13 protein-coding genes are annotated in these 15309 nt (G+C 62.0%); 8 read left to right on the top strand and 5 right to left on the bottom strand.

Going from position 1 to position 15309, the window contains the following annotated elements; all coding sequences use genetic code 11:
- The 7 genes from FJ949_RS29915 to FJ949_RS29885 form a co-directional block, all read left to right on the top strand.
- A partial coding sequence (locus tag FJ949_RS29915; protein WP_140501572.1) for a hypothetical protein occupies positions 1-284 on the top strand: 284 nt, incomplete at its 5' end.
- A gap of 345 nt (positions 285-629) precedes the next feature.
- Complete coding sequence (gene topA, locus FJ949_RS29910; protein WP_140501570.1) at positions 630-3251, top strand: type I DNA topoisomerase; 2622 nt, start codon at positions 630-632, stop codon at positions 3249-3251.
- Positions 3252-3257: 6 nt separating this feature from the next.
- Positions 3258-5576 (top strand): ribonuclease R, encoded by a 2319-nt coding sequence (gene rnr, locus FJ949_RS29905; RefSeq protein WP_140501568.1) that lies wholly within the window; start codon positions 3258-3260, stop codon positions 5574-5576.
- The gene (locus FJ949_RS29900) at positions 5576-6022 is read left to right on the top strand and encodes a DUF983 domain-containing protein (protein ID WP_140501566.1); all 447 of its coding nucleotides are present in this window, start codon (positions 5576-5578) and stop codon (positions 6020-6022) included. Before rnr ends, FJ949_RS29900 begins: the two co-directional genes overlap by 1 nt.
- A gap of 73 nt (positions 6023-6095) precedes the next feature.
- Entirely contained in the window at positions 6096-6836 is a 741-nt protein-coding gene (locus FJ949_RS29895) for an NUDIX domain-containing protein (RefSeq protein ID WP_140501564.1), read from the top strand.
- A gap of 23 nt (positions 6837-6859) precedes the next feature.
- Positions 6860-8035, top strand: coding sequence for an MFS transporter (locus FJ949_RS29890; RefSeq protein WP_140501562.1), 1176 nt, complete (start codon positions 6860-6862; stop codon positions 8033-8035).
- Positions 8036-8184: 149 nt separating this feature from the next.
- A complete protein-coding gene (locus tag FJ949_RS29885) occupies positions 8185-8643 on the top strand; it encodes a hypothetical protein (protein WP_140501560.1) in 459 nt (152 codons plus the stop codon).
- A 120-nt stretch (positions 8644-8763) separates the two neighbouring features.
- Here FJ949_RS29885 and FJ949_RS29880 read toward each other — a convergent pair whose 3' ends face one another.
- Positions 8764-9918, bottom strand: a complete 1155-nt coding sequence (locus FJ949_RS29880) for an ISNCY family transposase (protein WP_140501558.1) — start codon at positions 9916-9918, stop codon at positions 8764-8766.
- Between the two features lie 232 nt (positions 9919-10150).
- Between FJ949_RS29880 and rpmG the strand changes: the two genes are divergently transcribed.
- The gene (gene rpmG, locus FJ949_RS29875) at positions 10151-10318 is read left to right on the top strand and encodes a 50S ribosomal protein L33 (protein WP_006201775.1); all 168 of its coding nucleotides are present in this window, start codon (positions 10151-10153) and stop codon (positions 10316-10318) included.
- Between the two features lie 270 nt (positions 10319-10588).
- On the opposite strand, the gene FJ949_RS29870 is transcribed toward rpmG, so the two are convergent.
- The 4 genes from FJ949_RS29870 to FJ949_RS29855 all read right to left on the bottom strand — a co-directional run bounded on the left by FJ949_RS29870 (position 10589) and on the right by FJ949_RS29855 (position 15143).
- Positions 10589-11728 (bottom strand): hypothetical protein, encoded by a 1140-nt coding sequence (locus FJ949_RS29870; protein ID WP_140501556.1) that lies wholly within the window; start codon positions 11726-11728, stop codon positions 10589-10591.
- A 572-nt stretch (positions 11729-12300) separates the two neighbouring features.
- Positions 12301-13368 (bottom strand): sn-glycerol-3-phosphate ABC transporter ATP-binding protein UgpC, encoded by a 1068-nt coding sequence (ugpC, locus tag FJ949_RS29865; protein ID WP_140501554.1) that lies wholly within the window; start codon positions 13366-13368, stop codon positions 12301-12303.
- A gap of 3 nt (positions 13369-13371) precedes the next feature.
- On the bottom strand, positions 13372-14220 hold the full coding sequence (locus FJ949_RS29860) for a carbohydrate ABC transporter permease (RefSeq protein WP_140501552.1): 849 nt from the start codon (positions 14218-14220) through the stop codon (positions 13372-13374).
- The gene (locus FJ949_RS29855; RefSeq protein ID WP_140501550.1) at positions 14220-15143 is read right to left on the bottom strand and encodes a sugar ABC transporter permease; all 924 of its coding nucleotides are present in this window, start codon (positions 15141-15143) and stop codon (positions 14220-14222) included. The genes FJ949_RS29860 and FJ949_RS29855 overlap by 1 nt, the downstream gene beginning before the upstream one ends.
- Between the last annotated feature and the right edge of the window lie 166 nt (positions 15144-15309).

Genomic DNA, 15309 nt, shown 5'->3' with positions numbered 1-15309 from the left:
CCAAGATCTACACCGATGCCAACGGCATGACGCTCTATACCTATGACAAGGACGAGAAGGGCAAGACCAACTGCTATGACAAATGCGCCACAAACTGGCCGCCGCTGAAGGCCGAGGCCGGCGCCAAGGCGGACGATGAATGGACCGTAGTCGACCGTACCGACGGCACCAAGATGTGGGCCTATGACGGCAAGCCCGTCTACACATTCATCAAGGACAAGAAGGCCGGCGATGTGTCGGGTGATGGCGTCGGCGGCGTCTGGCATATCGTCAAGGCCGACTAAGGCTGCCACCTTAACTTCGACGTTGCTGCCGGGCGTGCCTCCAACGCCTGGCAGCCCGCACCAGACGCGCTGGCGCGGCATTTGGCTCAATACACAGGGTCGCCGGCGACTCATCGGCGCCAATTTGAGCCGCTCCTCACCGCTCCAGCCATTTGTCTTAGTTACCCCTCAACAATGTGATCTTCTCCATACACTCTTAGAGTGTATTGCTGCCGGCACTCTTGCAATTTGGCCGCTTCCCCTTGACCGGATGCAAAAGCGCGGCCATGTGAGCGACGAACAGAACCGAGATTTCGTCGCGCGCAGCGGAATTCTTCTGCCGCATCACAGCTGATATGAGCCCTCATGGACGTCGTCGTCGTCGAATCGCCGGCCAAGGCGAAGACAATCAACAAATACCTCGGCAAGAACTACAAGGTCCTGGCCTCGTTCGGCCATGTCCGTGATTTGCCGGCCAAGGATGGCTCGGTGCGACCGGACGAGGATTTCGCCATGTCCTGGGCGGTCGACACGGCATCCGGCAAGCGCCTCGCCGACATCGCCAAGGCGGTCAAGGACGCCGACGGCCTGATCCTCGCCACCGACCCGGACCGCGAGGGCGAGGCCATTTCCTGGCACGTTCTGGAAGTCTTGCGGCAGAAGCGCGCGCTGAAGGACAAGCCGGTCAGCCGCGTCGTCTTCAACGCCATCACCAAGAGCTCGGTGCTCGAGGCGATGGCCAATCCGCGCCAGATCGATGCGCCGCTGGTCGACGCCTATCTCGCCCGCCGGGCGCTCGACTATCTCGTCGGCTTCACTCTCTCGCCGGTACTGTGGCGCAAGCTCCCCGGAGCCCGTTCCGCCGGCCGCGTGCAGTCGGTCGCCTTGCGGCTGGTCTGCGACCGCGAATCCGAGATCGAACGCTTCATCCGCGAGGAATACTGGCAGATCGCTGCCATCCTCGGCACGCCGCGCAACGAAAATTTCGAGGCGCGCCTGACCGCTTTCGAGCGCAAGAAATTGCAAAAGCTCGACATCGCCAACAAGGCGCAGGCCGACGACATCAAGGCCATGCTCGAGGGCGCGGCCTTCAAGGCGCTGTCCGTCGAGGCAAAACCCACCAAGCGCAATCCGGGCCCACCCTTCACCACCTCGACATTGCAGCAGGCCGCCTCGTCGGGCCTCGGCTTTTCGGCCAACCGCACGATGCAGGTGGCGCAGCGCCTCTATGAAGGAATGGAGATCGGCGGCGAAACCACCGGCCTGATCACCTATATGCGAACCGACGGCGTGCAGATGGCGCCCGAGGCGATCGACGCCGCACGCGATGCCATCGCCAAGGAGTTCGGCCCGAAATACCTGCCGGAGAAGCCGCGTTTTTACACGACCAAGGCCAAGAATGCCCAGGAAGCGCACGAAGCGATCCGCCCGACAGATTTCATGCGCACGCCGGCATCGGTCAGGCAATATCTCGATGCCGACCAGATGCGGCTCTACGAATTGATCTGGAAGCGCGCCATCGCCAGCCAGATGCAGCCGGCCGAGATCGAGCGCACCACGGTCGAGATCGAGGCGGTCAACGGCGCGCGCACAGCCGAGTTGCGCGCCGTCGGTTCAGTCGTGCGCTTCGATGGTTTCATCGCTGCCTATACCGACCAGAAGGACGACGATTCCGAGGACGAGGAAAACCGCCGCTTGCCCGAAATCCGCGCCGGCGAGCAGCTTGCCCGCCAGGCGATCAACGCCACCCAGCACACGACCGAACCGCCGCCGCGTTATTCCGAAGCTTCGCTGATCAAGAAGCTGGAGGAGCTCGGCATCGGCCGGCCGTCGACCTACACGGCGATCCTGAAGACGCTCGAGGACCGCGACTATGTCACCATCGACAAGCGCCGGCTAGTGCCGCAGGCAAAGGGCCGGCTGCTGTCGGCCTTCCTGGAGAGCTTCTTCGAGCGTTATGTCGAATATGACTTCACCGCATCGCTCGAGGAAAAGCTCGACGAGATCTCCGACGGCAAGCTCGCCTGGAAGGACGTCCTGCGCGATTTCTGGAAGGATTTTTCCGGCGCGGTCGCCGACATCAAGGAACTGCGCGTCACCGACGTGCTCGATGCGCTGAACGAGGAACTGGCGCCGCTGGTTTTCCCTGCCCGGGAGGACGGCTCCAATCCGCGCATCTGCCCCAAATGCGGCACCGGCAATTTGTCGCTCAAGCTCGGCAAGTTCGGCGCCTTCGTCGGCTGCTCGAACTATCCCGAATGCTCCTTCACCCGCCAGCTCGGCGACGCCGCCAACCCCAATGGCGAGAATGGCGGCGGCGAAGACGGCACCAAAGTGCTCGGCAAGGATCCCTACACGGCTGAGGAGATCACGCTGCGCAGCGGCCGCTTCGGTCCCTATATCCAGCGCGGCGACGGCAAGGAAGCCAAGCGTTCCAGCTTGCCCAAGGGCTGGACGCCCGATTCGATCGACCATGAGAAGGCGCTTGCCCTGCTTTCCCTGCCGCGCGATGTCGGCAAGCATCCGGAAACCGGCAAGATGATCTCGGCCGGGCTTGGCCGCTACGGGCCTTTCGTGCTGCATGACGGCACCTACGCCAATCTCGACAGCATCGAGGATGTATTCTCGATCGGGCTCAACCGCGCTGTTTCGGTAATCGCCGAGAAGCAGTTGAAGGGCAAGGGCGGCCGCAATGGCGGCACTGCGGCAGCCCTCAAGGAGCTTGGCGATCATCCCGACGGCGGCGGCAAGATCGTCGTGCGCGACGGCAAGTACGGGCCTTACGTCAATTTCGGCAAGGTCAATGCCACGCTGCCCAAGGGCAAGGATCCGCAATCGGTGACGATGGAGGATGCGCTGGCGCTGATCGCCGAGAAGGAAGCCAAGGGCGGCGGCGGCAAGAAGCCTTTCCGCAAAGCGGCGGCGGCCAAGGCGCCCGCTACCAAGAAGACGGCGGCCAAGAAGCCTGCCGCCAGGAAAAAGGGATAGAACGGCGTGGCGCGCAGGATCTCCGCAACAACCCACGGCGACCCGCGCACCGCCGACACAACGGCCAAGGTCAAGGGCGATTACAGGCCCTCGCGTGACGAAATCCTGCGCTACATCGCCGAAAATCCGGATCGCGCTGGAAAACGCGACATCGCCAAGGCGTTCGCGCTGCGCGGCCCGGACCGCATTTGGCTGAAGGATCTCCTGCGCGACCTGCAGGACGAAGGCGTCCTGACCAAGGAGCGTAAGCGCCTGGCCCGCGTTGGCGCCCTGCCCCATGTCACAGTGCTCGACATTTTCGACCGCGACGCCGACGGCGTGCTGCTGGCGCGTCCCACCGAACACACCGCCAATGGACCGCCCCCCATCGTTTCCATCCGCCTGTCGCGCAGTGGCGGCGGACCGGCGCCTGGCATTGGCGATCGCGTGCTGGCCAAGACCTTTCCCGCCGACGACACGAATGTCGCCTTGGGCGGCCCGGCCTACACAGGGCGGGTGATGAAGATATTCGAGAAGCGCACGGATGCCGTTCTCGGCGTCTTTCGGGTGCTTCAGGACGGCAGCTTCCGCATCGAGCCGGTGGAGCGCCGGCAACCCGAACTGATCGTCGACAAGGAATTCCAGAACGGAGCCAAGAACGGCGATCTCGTCGAGGTCGAGCCCGCCCGGGCCTCGCGCTATGGCTTGCCGAGAGCAAAAGTGCTCAACGTGCTGGGCTCGCTGACCAGCGAAAAGGCGGTCTCGATGATCGCCATCCACGCACATGACATTCCGCATGTCTTCCCGGCCGACGTCATCGCCGAAGCCGAAGCCGTCAAGCCTGCGACGATGGCCAACCGCGAGGACTGGCGCGAACTGCCGCTGGTCACCATCGACCCGGCCGACGCCAAGGACCACGACGACGCGGTGTTCGCTACGCCCGATCTCGATGAGAAGAACCCCGGCGGCGTGGTCATCACGGTCGCCATCGCCGACGTGGCTGCTTACGTCCGCTACGGCACGGCACTCGACCGCGAAGCGCTGAAGCGCGGCAACTCGGTCTATTTCCCCGACCGCGTCGTGCCGATGCTGCCCGAGCGCATCTCCAACGATCTCTGCTCGCTGCGCGAAGGCCAGGATCGCCCGGCACTGGCAGTGCGCATGACCTTCTCGGCGGACGGGCGCAAGGTCAGGCATTCCTTCCACCGCATCATGATGAAATCGGCGGCCAAGCTCGCCTACCCGCAGGCGCAGGCGGCGATCGACGGCGTGCCGGACGACAAGACCGGGCCGATCCTCGACGCAGTGCTGAAGCCGCTATGGGATGCCTATGCGGTCCTCAAGCGCGGACGCGATGGCCGCCAGCCGCTCGAACTCGACCTGCCCGAGCGCAAGATCCTGCTGAAGCCCGACGGCACTGTCGATCGCGTCGTCGTGCCGGAACGGCTCGATGCCCATAAACTCATCGAAGAATTCATGATCCAGGCCAATGTCGCCGCCGCCGAGACACTCGAGGCGAAGAAGCAGGCGCTGGTGTACCGCACCCACGACGCGCCCTCGCTGGCCAAGCAGGAATCGCTGCGCGAATTTCTGCAAACCCTGGGCCTGTCGCTGGCGCGCGGTGCGCAGATGCGGCCCGCCCAGTTCAACGGCATTCTCGAGCGCGTGCGCGGCGCCGACAATGAAGGTCTGGTCAACGAGGTGGTGCTGCGCTCGCAGAGCCAGGCCGAATATTCACCCAAGAACATCGGCCATTTCGGCCTCAACCTGAACCGTTACGCGCATTTCACCTCGCCGATCCGCCGTTACGCCGACCTCATCGTGCACCGCGGGCTTATCGCCGCACTCGGCCTCGGCCCAGGGGGCCTGACGCAGGAGGAGGAAGCGCGGCTCGAGGATGTTTCGGTGCTGATTTCCGGCACAGAACGCCGTGCAATGGCGGCCGAACGCGACACGATCGACCGGCTGATCGCCGCTTATCTCGCCGAGCGCATCGACGACCGTTTCGACGCCCGCATTTCGGGCGTCACCAAATCGGGACTATTTGTCCAATTGCCGCAGTATGGCGCGGATGGTTTCATCCCCGTGTCAACTCTGGGCGGCGATTACTATATATATGACGAAACGGCCCGCTCGCTCTACGGAGAACGCTCGGGCAAGGGTTATCAGCTGGCGGACCGTGTCGAGGTCCGTCTCGTCGAAGTGGCGCCGATGGCCGGCGCGATGCGCTTTGAGATGTTGACCGACCCGAAGCCCCTGCCTGGCTCCGTCAGGTCGTTTCACAAGGCAAAAGGCCGCGCCCGTGCGTCACAATCGCGCCCAGGCTCGCGTGGCAGGAGACGATGATGGCAAGAGTCACGGAAGAACAGGTTTTCGGCGGTGAACATCACTCGGGCCGGGTCGCGCGTCCGCTGTGGACGGCGATGAAGCGCGGCATGCTCGGCCGCTGCCCGCATTGCGGCGAAGGCAAGCTGTTTCGCGGCTTCACCAAGACCGTCGAGACATGCAGCGTCTGCGGCGAGGAGATACACCATCACCGCGCCGACGACCTGCCCGCCTATCTGGTCATCGTCATCGTCGGCCACATCGTGCTCGGCGCCTTCATGGGCGTGGAGGCGACGTCGACCCTTTCCACCTGGCAGCACATCGCCATCTGGGTACCCTTGACGATCCTGCTGTCGGTTGCACTGCTGCAGCCGGTGAAAGGTGCCGTCATCGGATTGCAATGGGCATTCTATATGCACGGTTTTGCTGGCGAACACGACGTGGCTGAACCCCATCCCGGTGCCTGAGGTGCTGGCTGGCGCAACATGCCACCCGTCAAGGCTACTTTCGCATGCAAGACGTTTCCGCTAGGTCCTGCGCATGGAAGGAATGACCAAGGCGGACGTCGACAGGATCGACAAGGGTCTGGCCACGCATGGTGGCCGGGCGATTCGTCCACGTGATGCCGCGACCCTGATCCTGCTCGACGGCAAGGCCAACGACTTGCGGGTCCTGATGGGTCGCCGTCATGCCGGTCACGCCTTCATGCCAGGCAAGTTCGTTTTTCCCGGCGGCCGTACCGACCCGGCGGACAGCCGCATCCCCACCGCCACCGCGCTGCATCCCGAGCAGGAAGCAAAGCTCATCGCCGGCCCCGGCCGCACGAGCGAGGCGCGTGCCCGCGCCATCGCCTTGTCGGCCATCCGCGAGACCTATGAGGAAGCCGGGCTGCTGATTGGTCGCAAAGGCGCCTTCGCCACGACAAGGTCTGATTGGCAAGGCTTTGCCGAACATGGGGTGCAACCTGCCCTGGACATGCTGCGCTTCATTGCGCGCGCCATCACGCCGCCCAACCGGGTGCGCCGCTTCGACACCCGCTTCTTCTGCGCCTGGCGCGATGATGTCGCCGTCGAACTGACGGGCGGCGGTCCGACCAACGAGCTCGAGGAACTGGTCTGGCTGCCGCTTGCCAAGGCCAGGGAAGCCGACATTCCCGACATCACCCGGATGATCCTGGACGAGCTGGAAAGCCGCCTCGCCCATGATCCGCTGTTGCGTCCGGGCGGTCCCGTGCCCTTCTACCGGCTTGTCCGCAACCGCTTCACCCGCGAAATTCTGTAGAACATCGAGTATTCAGACATAACATGACGGTCGATACCCAACCAAAGGGCGACGAGCGCGTACACTGGCTGCCGATGGTGGCGGCGATCTCGTCGATCAGCGTCGTCGGCATCGCCATCGGCCTCGGCATGCCGCTGCTCAGCGTCATCCTGGAAACGCGCGGCCATTCGGCCTCGATGATCGGCCTCAACACGGCAGTCGCCGGCCTGGCCTCGATCGCCGGCGCCCCTCTGGCCACGCCGCTCGCCATGCGCTTCGGCGTCGCCTGGACGATGATCGCCATGATTGCCGCCGGTGCGCTGGCCTTCGTCGGCTTCCACTTCGCACCCGATTTCTGGATGTGGTTTCCGCTGCGCGTCGTGCTGCACATCGCGCTGACGGTGCTGTTCATCCTGTCCGAATTCTGGATCAGCACCTCGGCGCCGCCGCATCGGCGAGGTCTTGTGCTCGGCATCTACGCCACCGTGCTGTCGCTCGGCTTTGCCGCGGGGCCGTGGCTGTTCGCCCATCTCGGCAGCTCCGGCTTCAGGCCGTTCGGAGTCATCATCGCATTGGTGGCGCTGGCCGCGATCCCGGTGCTGGCGGCGCGCAACGAGAGCCCGACGATTGTATCCGACGGCGAAACCAGCAATTTCCTGCGCTACATCTGGCTGGTGCCGACCGCGACCGCCGCCGTTCTGGTGTTCGGCGCTGTCGAAACCGGCGGTTTCGCCCTGTTTCCGGTCTATGGCAACCGCATCGGCTATTCCGAAGCCGACGCAGCCTTGCTGCTCACCATGATCGGCCTCGGCAACGTGCTCTTGCAGATCCCGATCGGCATGATCAGCGATCGCGTCTCGGACCGCCGCTATCTGCTTCTGGCGTGCGCCACTGTCGGACTCGCCGGTACGATCTTCATGCCGCATCTGGCCGGCAACTGGCACCTGATGGCGGGCCTTCTGTTCGTCTGGGGCGGTGTGGTCGCGGCCATGTACACGATCGGCCTCGCCCATCTCGGCTCGCAGCTTTCCGGCCATGAACTGGCTTCCGCCAATGCCGCCTTCGTGCTGTGCTACGGCGTCGGCATGGTGCTCGGCCCGCAGGCGATAGGCATCGGCATGGATGCGTTCGGTCCCTCTGGCTTCGGCTGGTCGCTCGGCCTGTTCTTCGCCGCCTACATGGTTCTTGCCAGCGTCAGGTTGGTCCGCAAGATCTTGTAAGCCGCCACCGGCGCAAACCGGATTCACGATCGCCCACTACCGGCTGGCCCATAACTGGCTACCCCCGGATGACTGGCTGCTGACAGAACCGTGTCAGCAGCCACGGTTTATACGGAGACCTCAAAACACCTGAAGTTGAGGAGACTCCGATGATCGACAGCGGCTTTGAAACCACATCATTGCGGATGACGCTGCTCCTGCTTGTCACTTTCCAGGCGCCGGCCGCGGATGTCGACCGCATCATGGACGCCGTGGTGGCGCTGGCGCCGCTGGCCATGGGTAAATATGACCGCAACGCCTACCAGTCGGCGCATGGCATCGAGCGCTACCGGCCACTTGACGGCGCAGCCGCCGGCGCCGAGACCGAATTGCGGCGGCGCCCCGGCACGGTCGAGGTTTCGTTCGAATTGCCCGATGACCAGGAATTGGCGGCGCGCGTCGTAGAAGCGATCTTTCAGGCGCACAGCTACCAGGAACCGGTGATCCGCATTCAGCCGGTCCTTGCCAGCCGTTCCAAGGGACTGGACGACCGCGCCAATCCGAATCGCTGGTGGAACACCACGGGAGATTGGAAGAAAACCATCGTTCTGGAGGCGGAACACGTGTGAATGCCGACAGGCATTGGCTTCCGTGACGGCGGCAAGGCGCGTCGGGCTGTCGGTAGCTAATCAAGTTGTCCGGTTTGGTAGCACATGATCTGTCCGCTTCTGTTTTGGCGTCGAAGCGGTTCACGCGGCTTGCCTGATGGGGCAAGTGTCTTCGATTGCGGCGCCGTCAGAGCTGTAGCGAGCAATGCGGCGCGGCCCGTGAAAGATCGCCAGGGTTCCATCCGGGTAGTGCCTGACCTTGACGGTGGCTTTGACGAAGTGATGCCGGATCGGGCTCTGCGGCAGCTGCAATCGCAGCCGCGCGAAGGCGACCGTGTTGTCGCGGGCAACGACGCGCTCCTCCTCGATGCACAGGATCTGGGCCAGTTGTTGCGGGTCTGCGGCGACAAAGGCGCTGTCCTCGACCGCGGCCGGCCTGGCGAAGCGGGCATTGTGAGCTGGTAGGTAGGTCTGTGCGATGAACCGGTTGGCGGCCTCGATGTCGGCAATTCCGGCCAGCGCCAGCTCTCTCGGCAGCCGATCCTGCAAGGTGGAGAACATCCGCTCCGAGCGGCCTCGCGCTTCAGGGGAATAGGCTGGAATATGTTCGATACCCAGCCGCTCGAGCGCCCGGCCGACCTGGGTCAGCCGGCTTTTGTCGACCGCCTCGCCGGCCTTCAGCGTCACGAAATAGTGGCTGCCGCGATCGCTGTAGAGGCTCGATGGCAATCCCTTGGCGACGAATGTCTCCAGAAGGCCCTGAAAGCTCGACGCCGTGCCTTCCTCCTCGATCAGGAAGGCCGAATAGATCGTGCTCGTCGCATCGTCCATCGTCACGATCAGGTCCAGCATCGGCTCACCCACCAGCCATCGATGACGGCTGCCATCCTGATGCAGCATCATCCCCTCGCAAGGCTTCCTCTCCCGCTTGCGCCGGTGAGCACCGCGCCGCTTGGCCCGTTCCACAAGGCCCGCCGCGTGGAGCTGCGTCTTGATGAAGGTGTAGCCCCAGCTGAAATGGTGATCGCGCAGCAGGTGCTCGTGGAAATGCTTCACATTCCAGCCGAGGTAGCGATGACGGTAAAGCTCCAGCATCTCCTCAATCGCTTCCGCCGGCACCCGACGCGTCGAAAGCTTGCCCAAGCGCCGATCCAGCAACCCTGCTTCCCCAGCTTCTTCGTACCGGTCGCGGTAGCGTCGGAATTGCCGCTCCGACATGCCAAGCAACTCGCCTGCCTCCATCATCGAAAGATCGCCACCATTCCAGCGGCTCAATACGTCCCGAAACTTTTGCATTCTCCGGTCCTGTAGCCATGCCGTCCGCTTCATCCCCAGCCTCCATCCGCTGGCGATAAAACCGGACAACTCACGTGCTACCTAATCCGGACAACTCATGTGCTTACGGCCGCAAGGCGCGTCGGGCTTGACTTTCCGGGCGCGTTCTTTATGTGTCGCGGCAAGTTTCCCGCGTCCGGGTGTTTTCCCGTGCTCCAGCGGCCAAAACCCCACGAACAAACGGACTGATACCATGGCCAAAGCCGCAAACATCAAGATTAAGCTTCTGTCGACCGCCGACACCGGTTTCTTCTACGTGACCAGCAAAAACAGTCGCACCAAGACGGACAAGCTGTCGTTCCGCAAATACGACCCGGTCGCCAAGAAGCACGTCGAGTTCAAGGAAACCAAGATCAAGTAATCTGGTTTTTCCAAGAGAATGCCGAAACGCCGCCCATCGGGCGGCGTTTTTTGTTCCTAAAGCATTGATTTCATTGGATGGTAGTCAAACCCAGCATAACGGCCAACGATGGGGCTGCTATAGTCACAAAGCCCGCGTGAGGCAGGGGCCTTGTCGAGCGGCTCTCATAAACCGCGAAAGGCGTGCGCGTCGTCACCGCATAAATCTCCACGACAAAAGCCACGGCGCCTCAGCAAGGATCCAGAGAATTTGTCTCTACGCAGCTTTGCCCTAGCCACAAGAAAGTGGTTCCAAGTACCTTTTCATGACATGCAATGGCACATAGTCACCCTCGACTAGATTTCCACCTTCCTCGTTCACAAGCACCATTAAAGCCTGAGTAGACTTTCTCATAAACACTGACAACTCAGATCGTATTGGTATATTACAAGAGAATCCTTTAATCATGATTAGAGAGAGTCGATTTTCGTCCATATTGAATTCGAGTTTAGACAAATCATCGTTAAACGGCCGACTGTGGAAAATGATAAGCTCTCCACGATCATTTATGGCTATTTCAATTTTAATAGGAAATTCAAATTGGATTCCACCAATTACGTAAGACTCACGTCTCTGAACTATTTCTAGGATTTTAGATATATCATCTTTAATATTAGATGTGTCGTTCTTTATCGAATTCGCTATCTGCAAAAATTGGTCAAATTTGGCTTCGAGTTTCGGTAGCGAATTGCGCAAATACCCAAGGCGAGACGCGATGAAGGCGACCTCCGCTTTGTGATTTTGCTTCAATGCCTCCCGCATGAAGGCAAGGAAAATAAGAGCCCAGCCCGGCTCATCATCTGTCGCCTTTCCACGAAAAAATGACGCGAAATCGGCAGGAACGGCCAGTTGGTCCTTTCCCTGCTCCGTTCCAGCGATGAGATCGCGCAGAACGCGCTTGCACGCTGCATCCAGACTCGCCTGGACCGCTGCAAAGTCGCGAGCCGATAGCGCGCCGTCCAAGTTTGTCTCTATTTCATCGACAACGTCCTTGTTGGATTCTAGCTTGAATGGCCCGCCCAATCCGATCTGCTTATGCAGATAGCGGCGCGCGGCACTAGCGAACTGAATCCTCGCGCGACGCTCCGGCGGCCGTCCGCCAAGCCGCAACTGGTCGGCCTCTTGCGTATCGACATACATGCGCACCATCACGAGTGAAGAGGTGAGTTCACTGAGTCGAATGGCGTGCTCCAAATCGTGGTTTGCTGGAACCGCGCCTGTATGAGCGCGCAGCTTGGATGCGACGTCCTCGTAGATCGCTTTATAACGTCCGCCAAACAGCGTCTCGCCGATCTTATCTAGGATGTCGCCGGCATTTTCGAGCGCCTTCCAACCGATCACCGCCCCGATGTATCCGCAAACCGAGATCATTCGTCTAGGTCCCTGATGATGGCCCAAAGTAGGGCGGCAGTTGACCAGAAATCAAGAATACCAAACGGCTGAGCCTAGCTCATATCCCGCCGCGGACGGTGGAGTTCAAAGAGATTTAGGCTGCTTTGCCGGCCGCCCTGGGATAGAGCGTGGCTTGATACTGCTGCCCTCGCTGTCCGCTAGGCGTCAATTCGCGACTGAATCTGTTCCGTGATTTCGCTGCGTATGAAAGCAATTCTCCGGTCTCCGAGCGTGATGGCAGACGGAAGCCGTCTTCTGACATACCGGTTCACCGGCCTAGGCTGGTCATTCTCGCGGCATGGTTCAGTGATACGAGCGTCGGCGGAGTTGTTATTCGCAGGCATTATAAATCTCCCCCCCGCCGCGTTGCGGCGATTCAAGAACCAAACTGATTGATGAAAGGACGCACATGATGGCGGCAGGAGGAGGTTTCTATTAATGTGGCTCCGCAAAGCGGTTGGCCCGGGTCAAGCAAGTTTCGACTCGCCAAAAGGCCGTATGGTTAGAATGTGCCCAGCGGGCAACAGAGTGGCCGCTCGGCGGCCGCGCCCCTACCCTATCCGGTCGGCGCTTTTCGGGTCGAAAACATGCAGCGCCGCCGGATCGGCCGATAGCCGCACCGTCTCGCCAGGCTTCACGCCGGCGCGGCCCATGGCGAACACGCAAAGCTGCTGGCCGGCCAGCTTGACGTAGAACTGCGTCGAGAGGCCGAGCGGCTCGACCACCACCACTTCGCCTTGCAGCGGGCCGTCATCCGCCAGCCTTATATGCTCCGGCCGCAAACCGACGGTAACCGCATCGCCTTCCCTGAGCGGCAGGCCATCCGGCAATCGCAGTTTCTGGCCATCGGACAGCACGGCATCCGCCTTGCCGCCCTTCTCAACACTCGCCGGCAGGAAATTCATGCCGGGCGAGCCAATGAATCCGGCGACGAACATGTTGGCCGGCCGGTCATAGAGGTCGAGCGGCGCGCCGACCTGCTGGACGACGCCGTCATGCATCACGACGATGCGATCGGCCATGGTCATGGCTTCGATCTGGTCATGCGTGACATACACCGATGTGGTCTTCAGTTGCTGGTGAAGCGCCTTGATCTCGGCGCGCATGTGCACGCGCAGCTTGGCGTCGAGGTTCGAAAGCGGCTCGTCGAAAAGAAAGACCTTGGGATCGCGCACGATGGCCCGGCCCATGGCGACGCGCTGGCGCTGGCCGCCGGAAAGCTGGCGCGGCAGGCGTTGCAGAAAATTGTCCAGCCCAAGCCGCCTGGCGGCGCCGTCGACCCGCGCGTCGATCGCCTGCTTTTCCGCCTTCCTCAGCATCAGGCTGAAGCCCATGTTCTTCGACACGTCCATATGCGGATAGAGCGCGTAGGACTGGAACACCATGGCGATGTCGCGGTCCTTCGGCGCGACGTCGTTGACCAGCCGCTCGCCGATACGGATCTCGCCATCGGAAACCTCCTCCAGACCGGCGATCATGCGCAGAAGCGTCGATTTCCCGCAGCCGGACGGACCGACGAGGACGACGAACTCGCCGTCGGCGATGTCGAGGTCGACCGCGTGCAGCACACGCACGGCGCCATAGTCTTTGCGGACTTTTTCCAGCGTAACGGAAGCCATCGATTATCCCTTCACGGCGCCGGCGGTGAGGCCGGTGACGAGATAGCGTTGCAGGAAGCCGAAGAAGATGCAGACCGGGATCAGCGCCAGGATCGACGCCGCCATCATCTGCCCCCAGTCGACGGCGAACTTGCCGATGAAGGTGAGCAGGCCGACGGCGAAGGTCTTCTTGTCATCGCTGGAGATCAGCATCAGCGCGAACAGGAGTTCGCTCCAGGCAGCGGTGAAGACAAAGCCGAGCGTGGCGCCCATGCCGGGTAGCGTCAGCGGCACGATCACCCGGCGCATCGCCTGCGCGCGTGTGCAGCCGTCGATCATCGCCGCCTCCTCCAGGTCCTTCGGTATGCCGTCGAAGAAGGACTGCATCAGGAAGGTTGCAAACGCGGTATTAAAGGCGGTGTAGATGATGATCAGCCCGGTCAGGCTGTTGATCAGGCCGATCTGGCCCATCACGCGATAGATCGGTGGAATGACCATGACTAGCGGGAAAGTCTGGGTCAAAAGCAGCATCAGCGCCAGTGCCGCCTTCCCGCGAAAGGTGAAGCGCGACATGGCATAGCCGGCAAGCGTCGCGATGACAGTCACCAGTGCAGCCGTCGAAACCGAGACGATGACGCTGTTGAGGAAATAGCGCGGAAAGTCGGTCGCCTCGAGCACGGTGACGAAGTTCTGCAACGTCATCTGCGACGGCCAGAAGGTGATGCCTTCGGAATAGAGAAGCCGTTCCGGCGTAACCGATATCTTCAGCGTCCAGAAGATCGGGAACAGGGCGAAGATCACATAGGCCGCGATGGCCGCATAGAGCCCGACGCCGCCGAAGAAGCGCTGCGAAGATGAGCGTCCCGCAATCATCAGACGTGCCTCACCAGGGAGCGGCGGATGGCGATCAGCGCGATCGCATAGGCAATGAGCAGGACGAGCAGCAGCACGGCAACCGCCGATGCGTAGCCCTTGTCCAGCGACTTGAAGGCACTGACATAGATGTAGACCGGCACCGTGTTGGTCGACCCGGCCGGCCCGCCCTCGGTCATGACGAAGATCAGGTCGGCGAAAGTGGCGATCCAGATGGTACGCAGCATCACCGTGATGGCGATGGTCGGCGCCAGGAACGGCAGCGTCACCTTGGTGAAGCGTTGCCAGGGCGAGGCGCCGTCGATCGCTGCCGCCTCATGCAGTTCCGAGGGAATGGATTTCAGTGCCGCCAGCAACGTGATGGCAAAGAACGGGATGCCGAACCAGACATTGGCGACGATCGGCCCCCACATGGCGGTCGAGGGATCGGAGAGAACGTTTGTCGGCTCGGCCTTCAGCCCCAGCGCGAACAGCCAGTGCGGCAGCGGCCCGATGATCGGATTGAACAGCCATGCCCATGTCAGGCCCGACAGGAAGGACGGCACCGCCCAGGGCAGGAACACCAGCGCCTGCACCACCTTGCGGCCCCGAAACGGCTTGTCGAGCAGCAGCGCCAGGCCAAGGCCGAGGAAGAACTGGAAGAACAGGCTGGAGAGCGTCCACCACAACGTATTGACCAGCGCCTGGCCGAGCACGGCATCCGACAGCATCGCCTGGTACTGGCCGAGCCCGACATATTCCGACTTGAAGGCCGAAAACTTACGGAACGAATAGCTGATGCCGATGACCAGCGGCACCAAAAGCACCACGACCAGCAGGATGATCGCCGGGCTAAGATAAAGCCAGGGTTCGCTGGCAGCGTGCGTCAGCCGCTTGCGGCGCGGCCTCCCGGCGGGTCGTATTTCGGAAACGGCATAGGTCATTTGGGCTCAACAGTGGTGAGTGGGTGCCGGCGAAGGCGACAGCACCCTTCTCCCGTATACGGGGAGAAGATGCCGGCAGGCAGATGAGGGGCAGCGCCAGGCTGACAGAACGTAGCGCCGCCCCTCATCCGGCCCTATCGGGCCACCTTCTCCCCGTGAACGGGGA

Origin of the sequence: Mesorhizobium sp. B2-4-1, assembly GCF_006442185.1 — a bacterium.
Taxonomy (GTDB): domain Bacteria; phylum Pseudomonadota; class Alphaproteobacteria; order Rhizobiales; family Rhizobiaceae; genus Mesorhizobium.
This window is presented reverse-complemented; position numbering and strand designations above follow the sequence as displayed.

What these genes read in the sequence shown, in the direction of transcription:
- topA (WP_140501570.1), top strand. Translation starts at nt 630, where the DNA reads ATGGACGTCGTCGTCGTCGAATCGCCGGCCAAGGCGAAGACAATCAAC.
- FJ949_RS29900 (WP_140501566.1), top strand. Translation starts at nt 5,576, where the DNA reads ATGGCAAGAGTCACGGAAGAACAGGTTTTCGGCGGTGAACATCACTCG.
- FJ949_RS29895 (WP_140501564.1), top strand. Translation starts at nt 6,096, where the DNA reads ATGGAAGGAATGACCAAGGCGGACGTCGACAGGATCGACAAGGGTCTG.
- FJ949_RS29890 (WP_140501562.1), top strand. Translation starts at nt 6,860, where the DNA reads ATGACGGTCGATACCCAACCAAAGGGCGACGAGCGCGTACACTGGCTG.
- FJ949_RS29885 (WP_140501560.1), top strand. Translation starts at nt 8,185, where the DNA reads ATGATCGACAGCGGCTTTGAAACCACATCATTGCGGATGACGCTGCTC.
- FJ949_RS29880 (WP_140501558.1), bottom strand. Translation starts at nt 9,918, where the DNA reads ATGCAAAAGTTTCGGGACGTATTGAGCCGCTGGAATGGTGGCGATCTT.
- rpmG (WP_006201775.1), top strand. Translation starts at nt 10,151, where the DNA reads ATGGCCAAAGCCGCAAACATCAAGATTAAGCTTCTGTCGACCGCCGAC.
- FJ949_RS29870 (WP_140501556.1), bottom strand. Translation starts at nt 11,728, where the DNA reads ATGATCTCGGTTTGCGGATACATCGGGGCGGTGATCGGTTGGAAGGCG.
- ugpC (WP_140501554.1), bottom strand. Translation starts at nt 13,368, where the DNA reads ATGGCTTCCGTTACGCTGGAAAAAGTCCGCAAAGACTATGGCGCCGTG.
- FJ949_RS29860 (WP_140501552.1), bottom strand. Translation starts at nt 14,220, where the DNA reads ATGATTGCGGGACGCTCATCTTCGCAGCGCTTCTTCGGCGGCGTCGGG.
- FJ949_RS29855 (WP_140501550.1), bottom strand. Translation starts at nt 15,143, where the DNA reads ATGACCTATGCCGTTTCCGAAATACGACCCGCCGGGAGGCCGCGCCGC.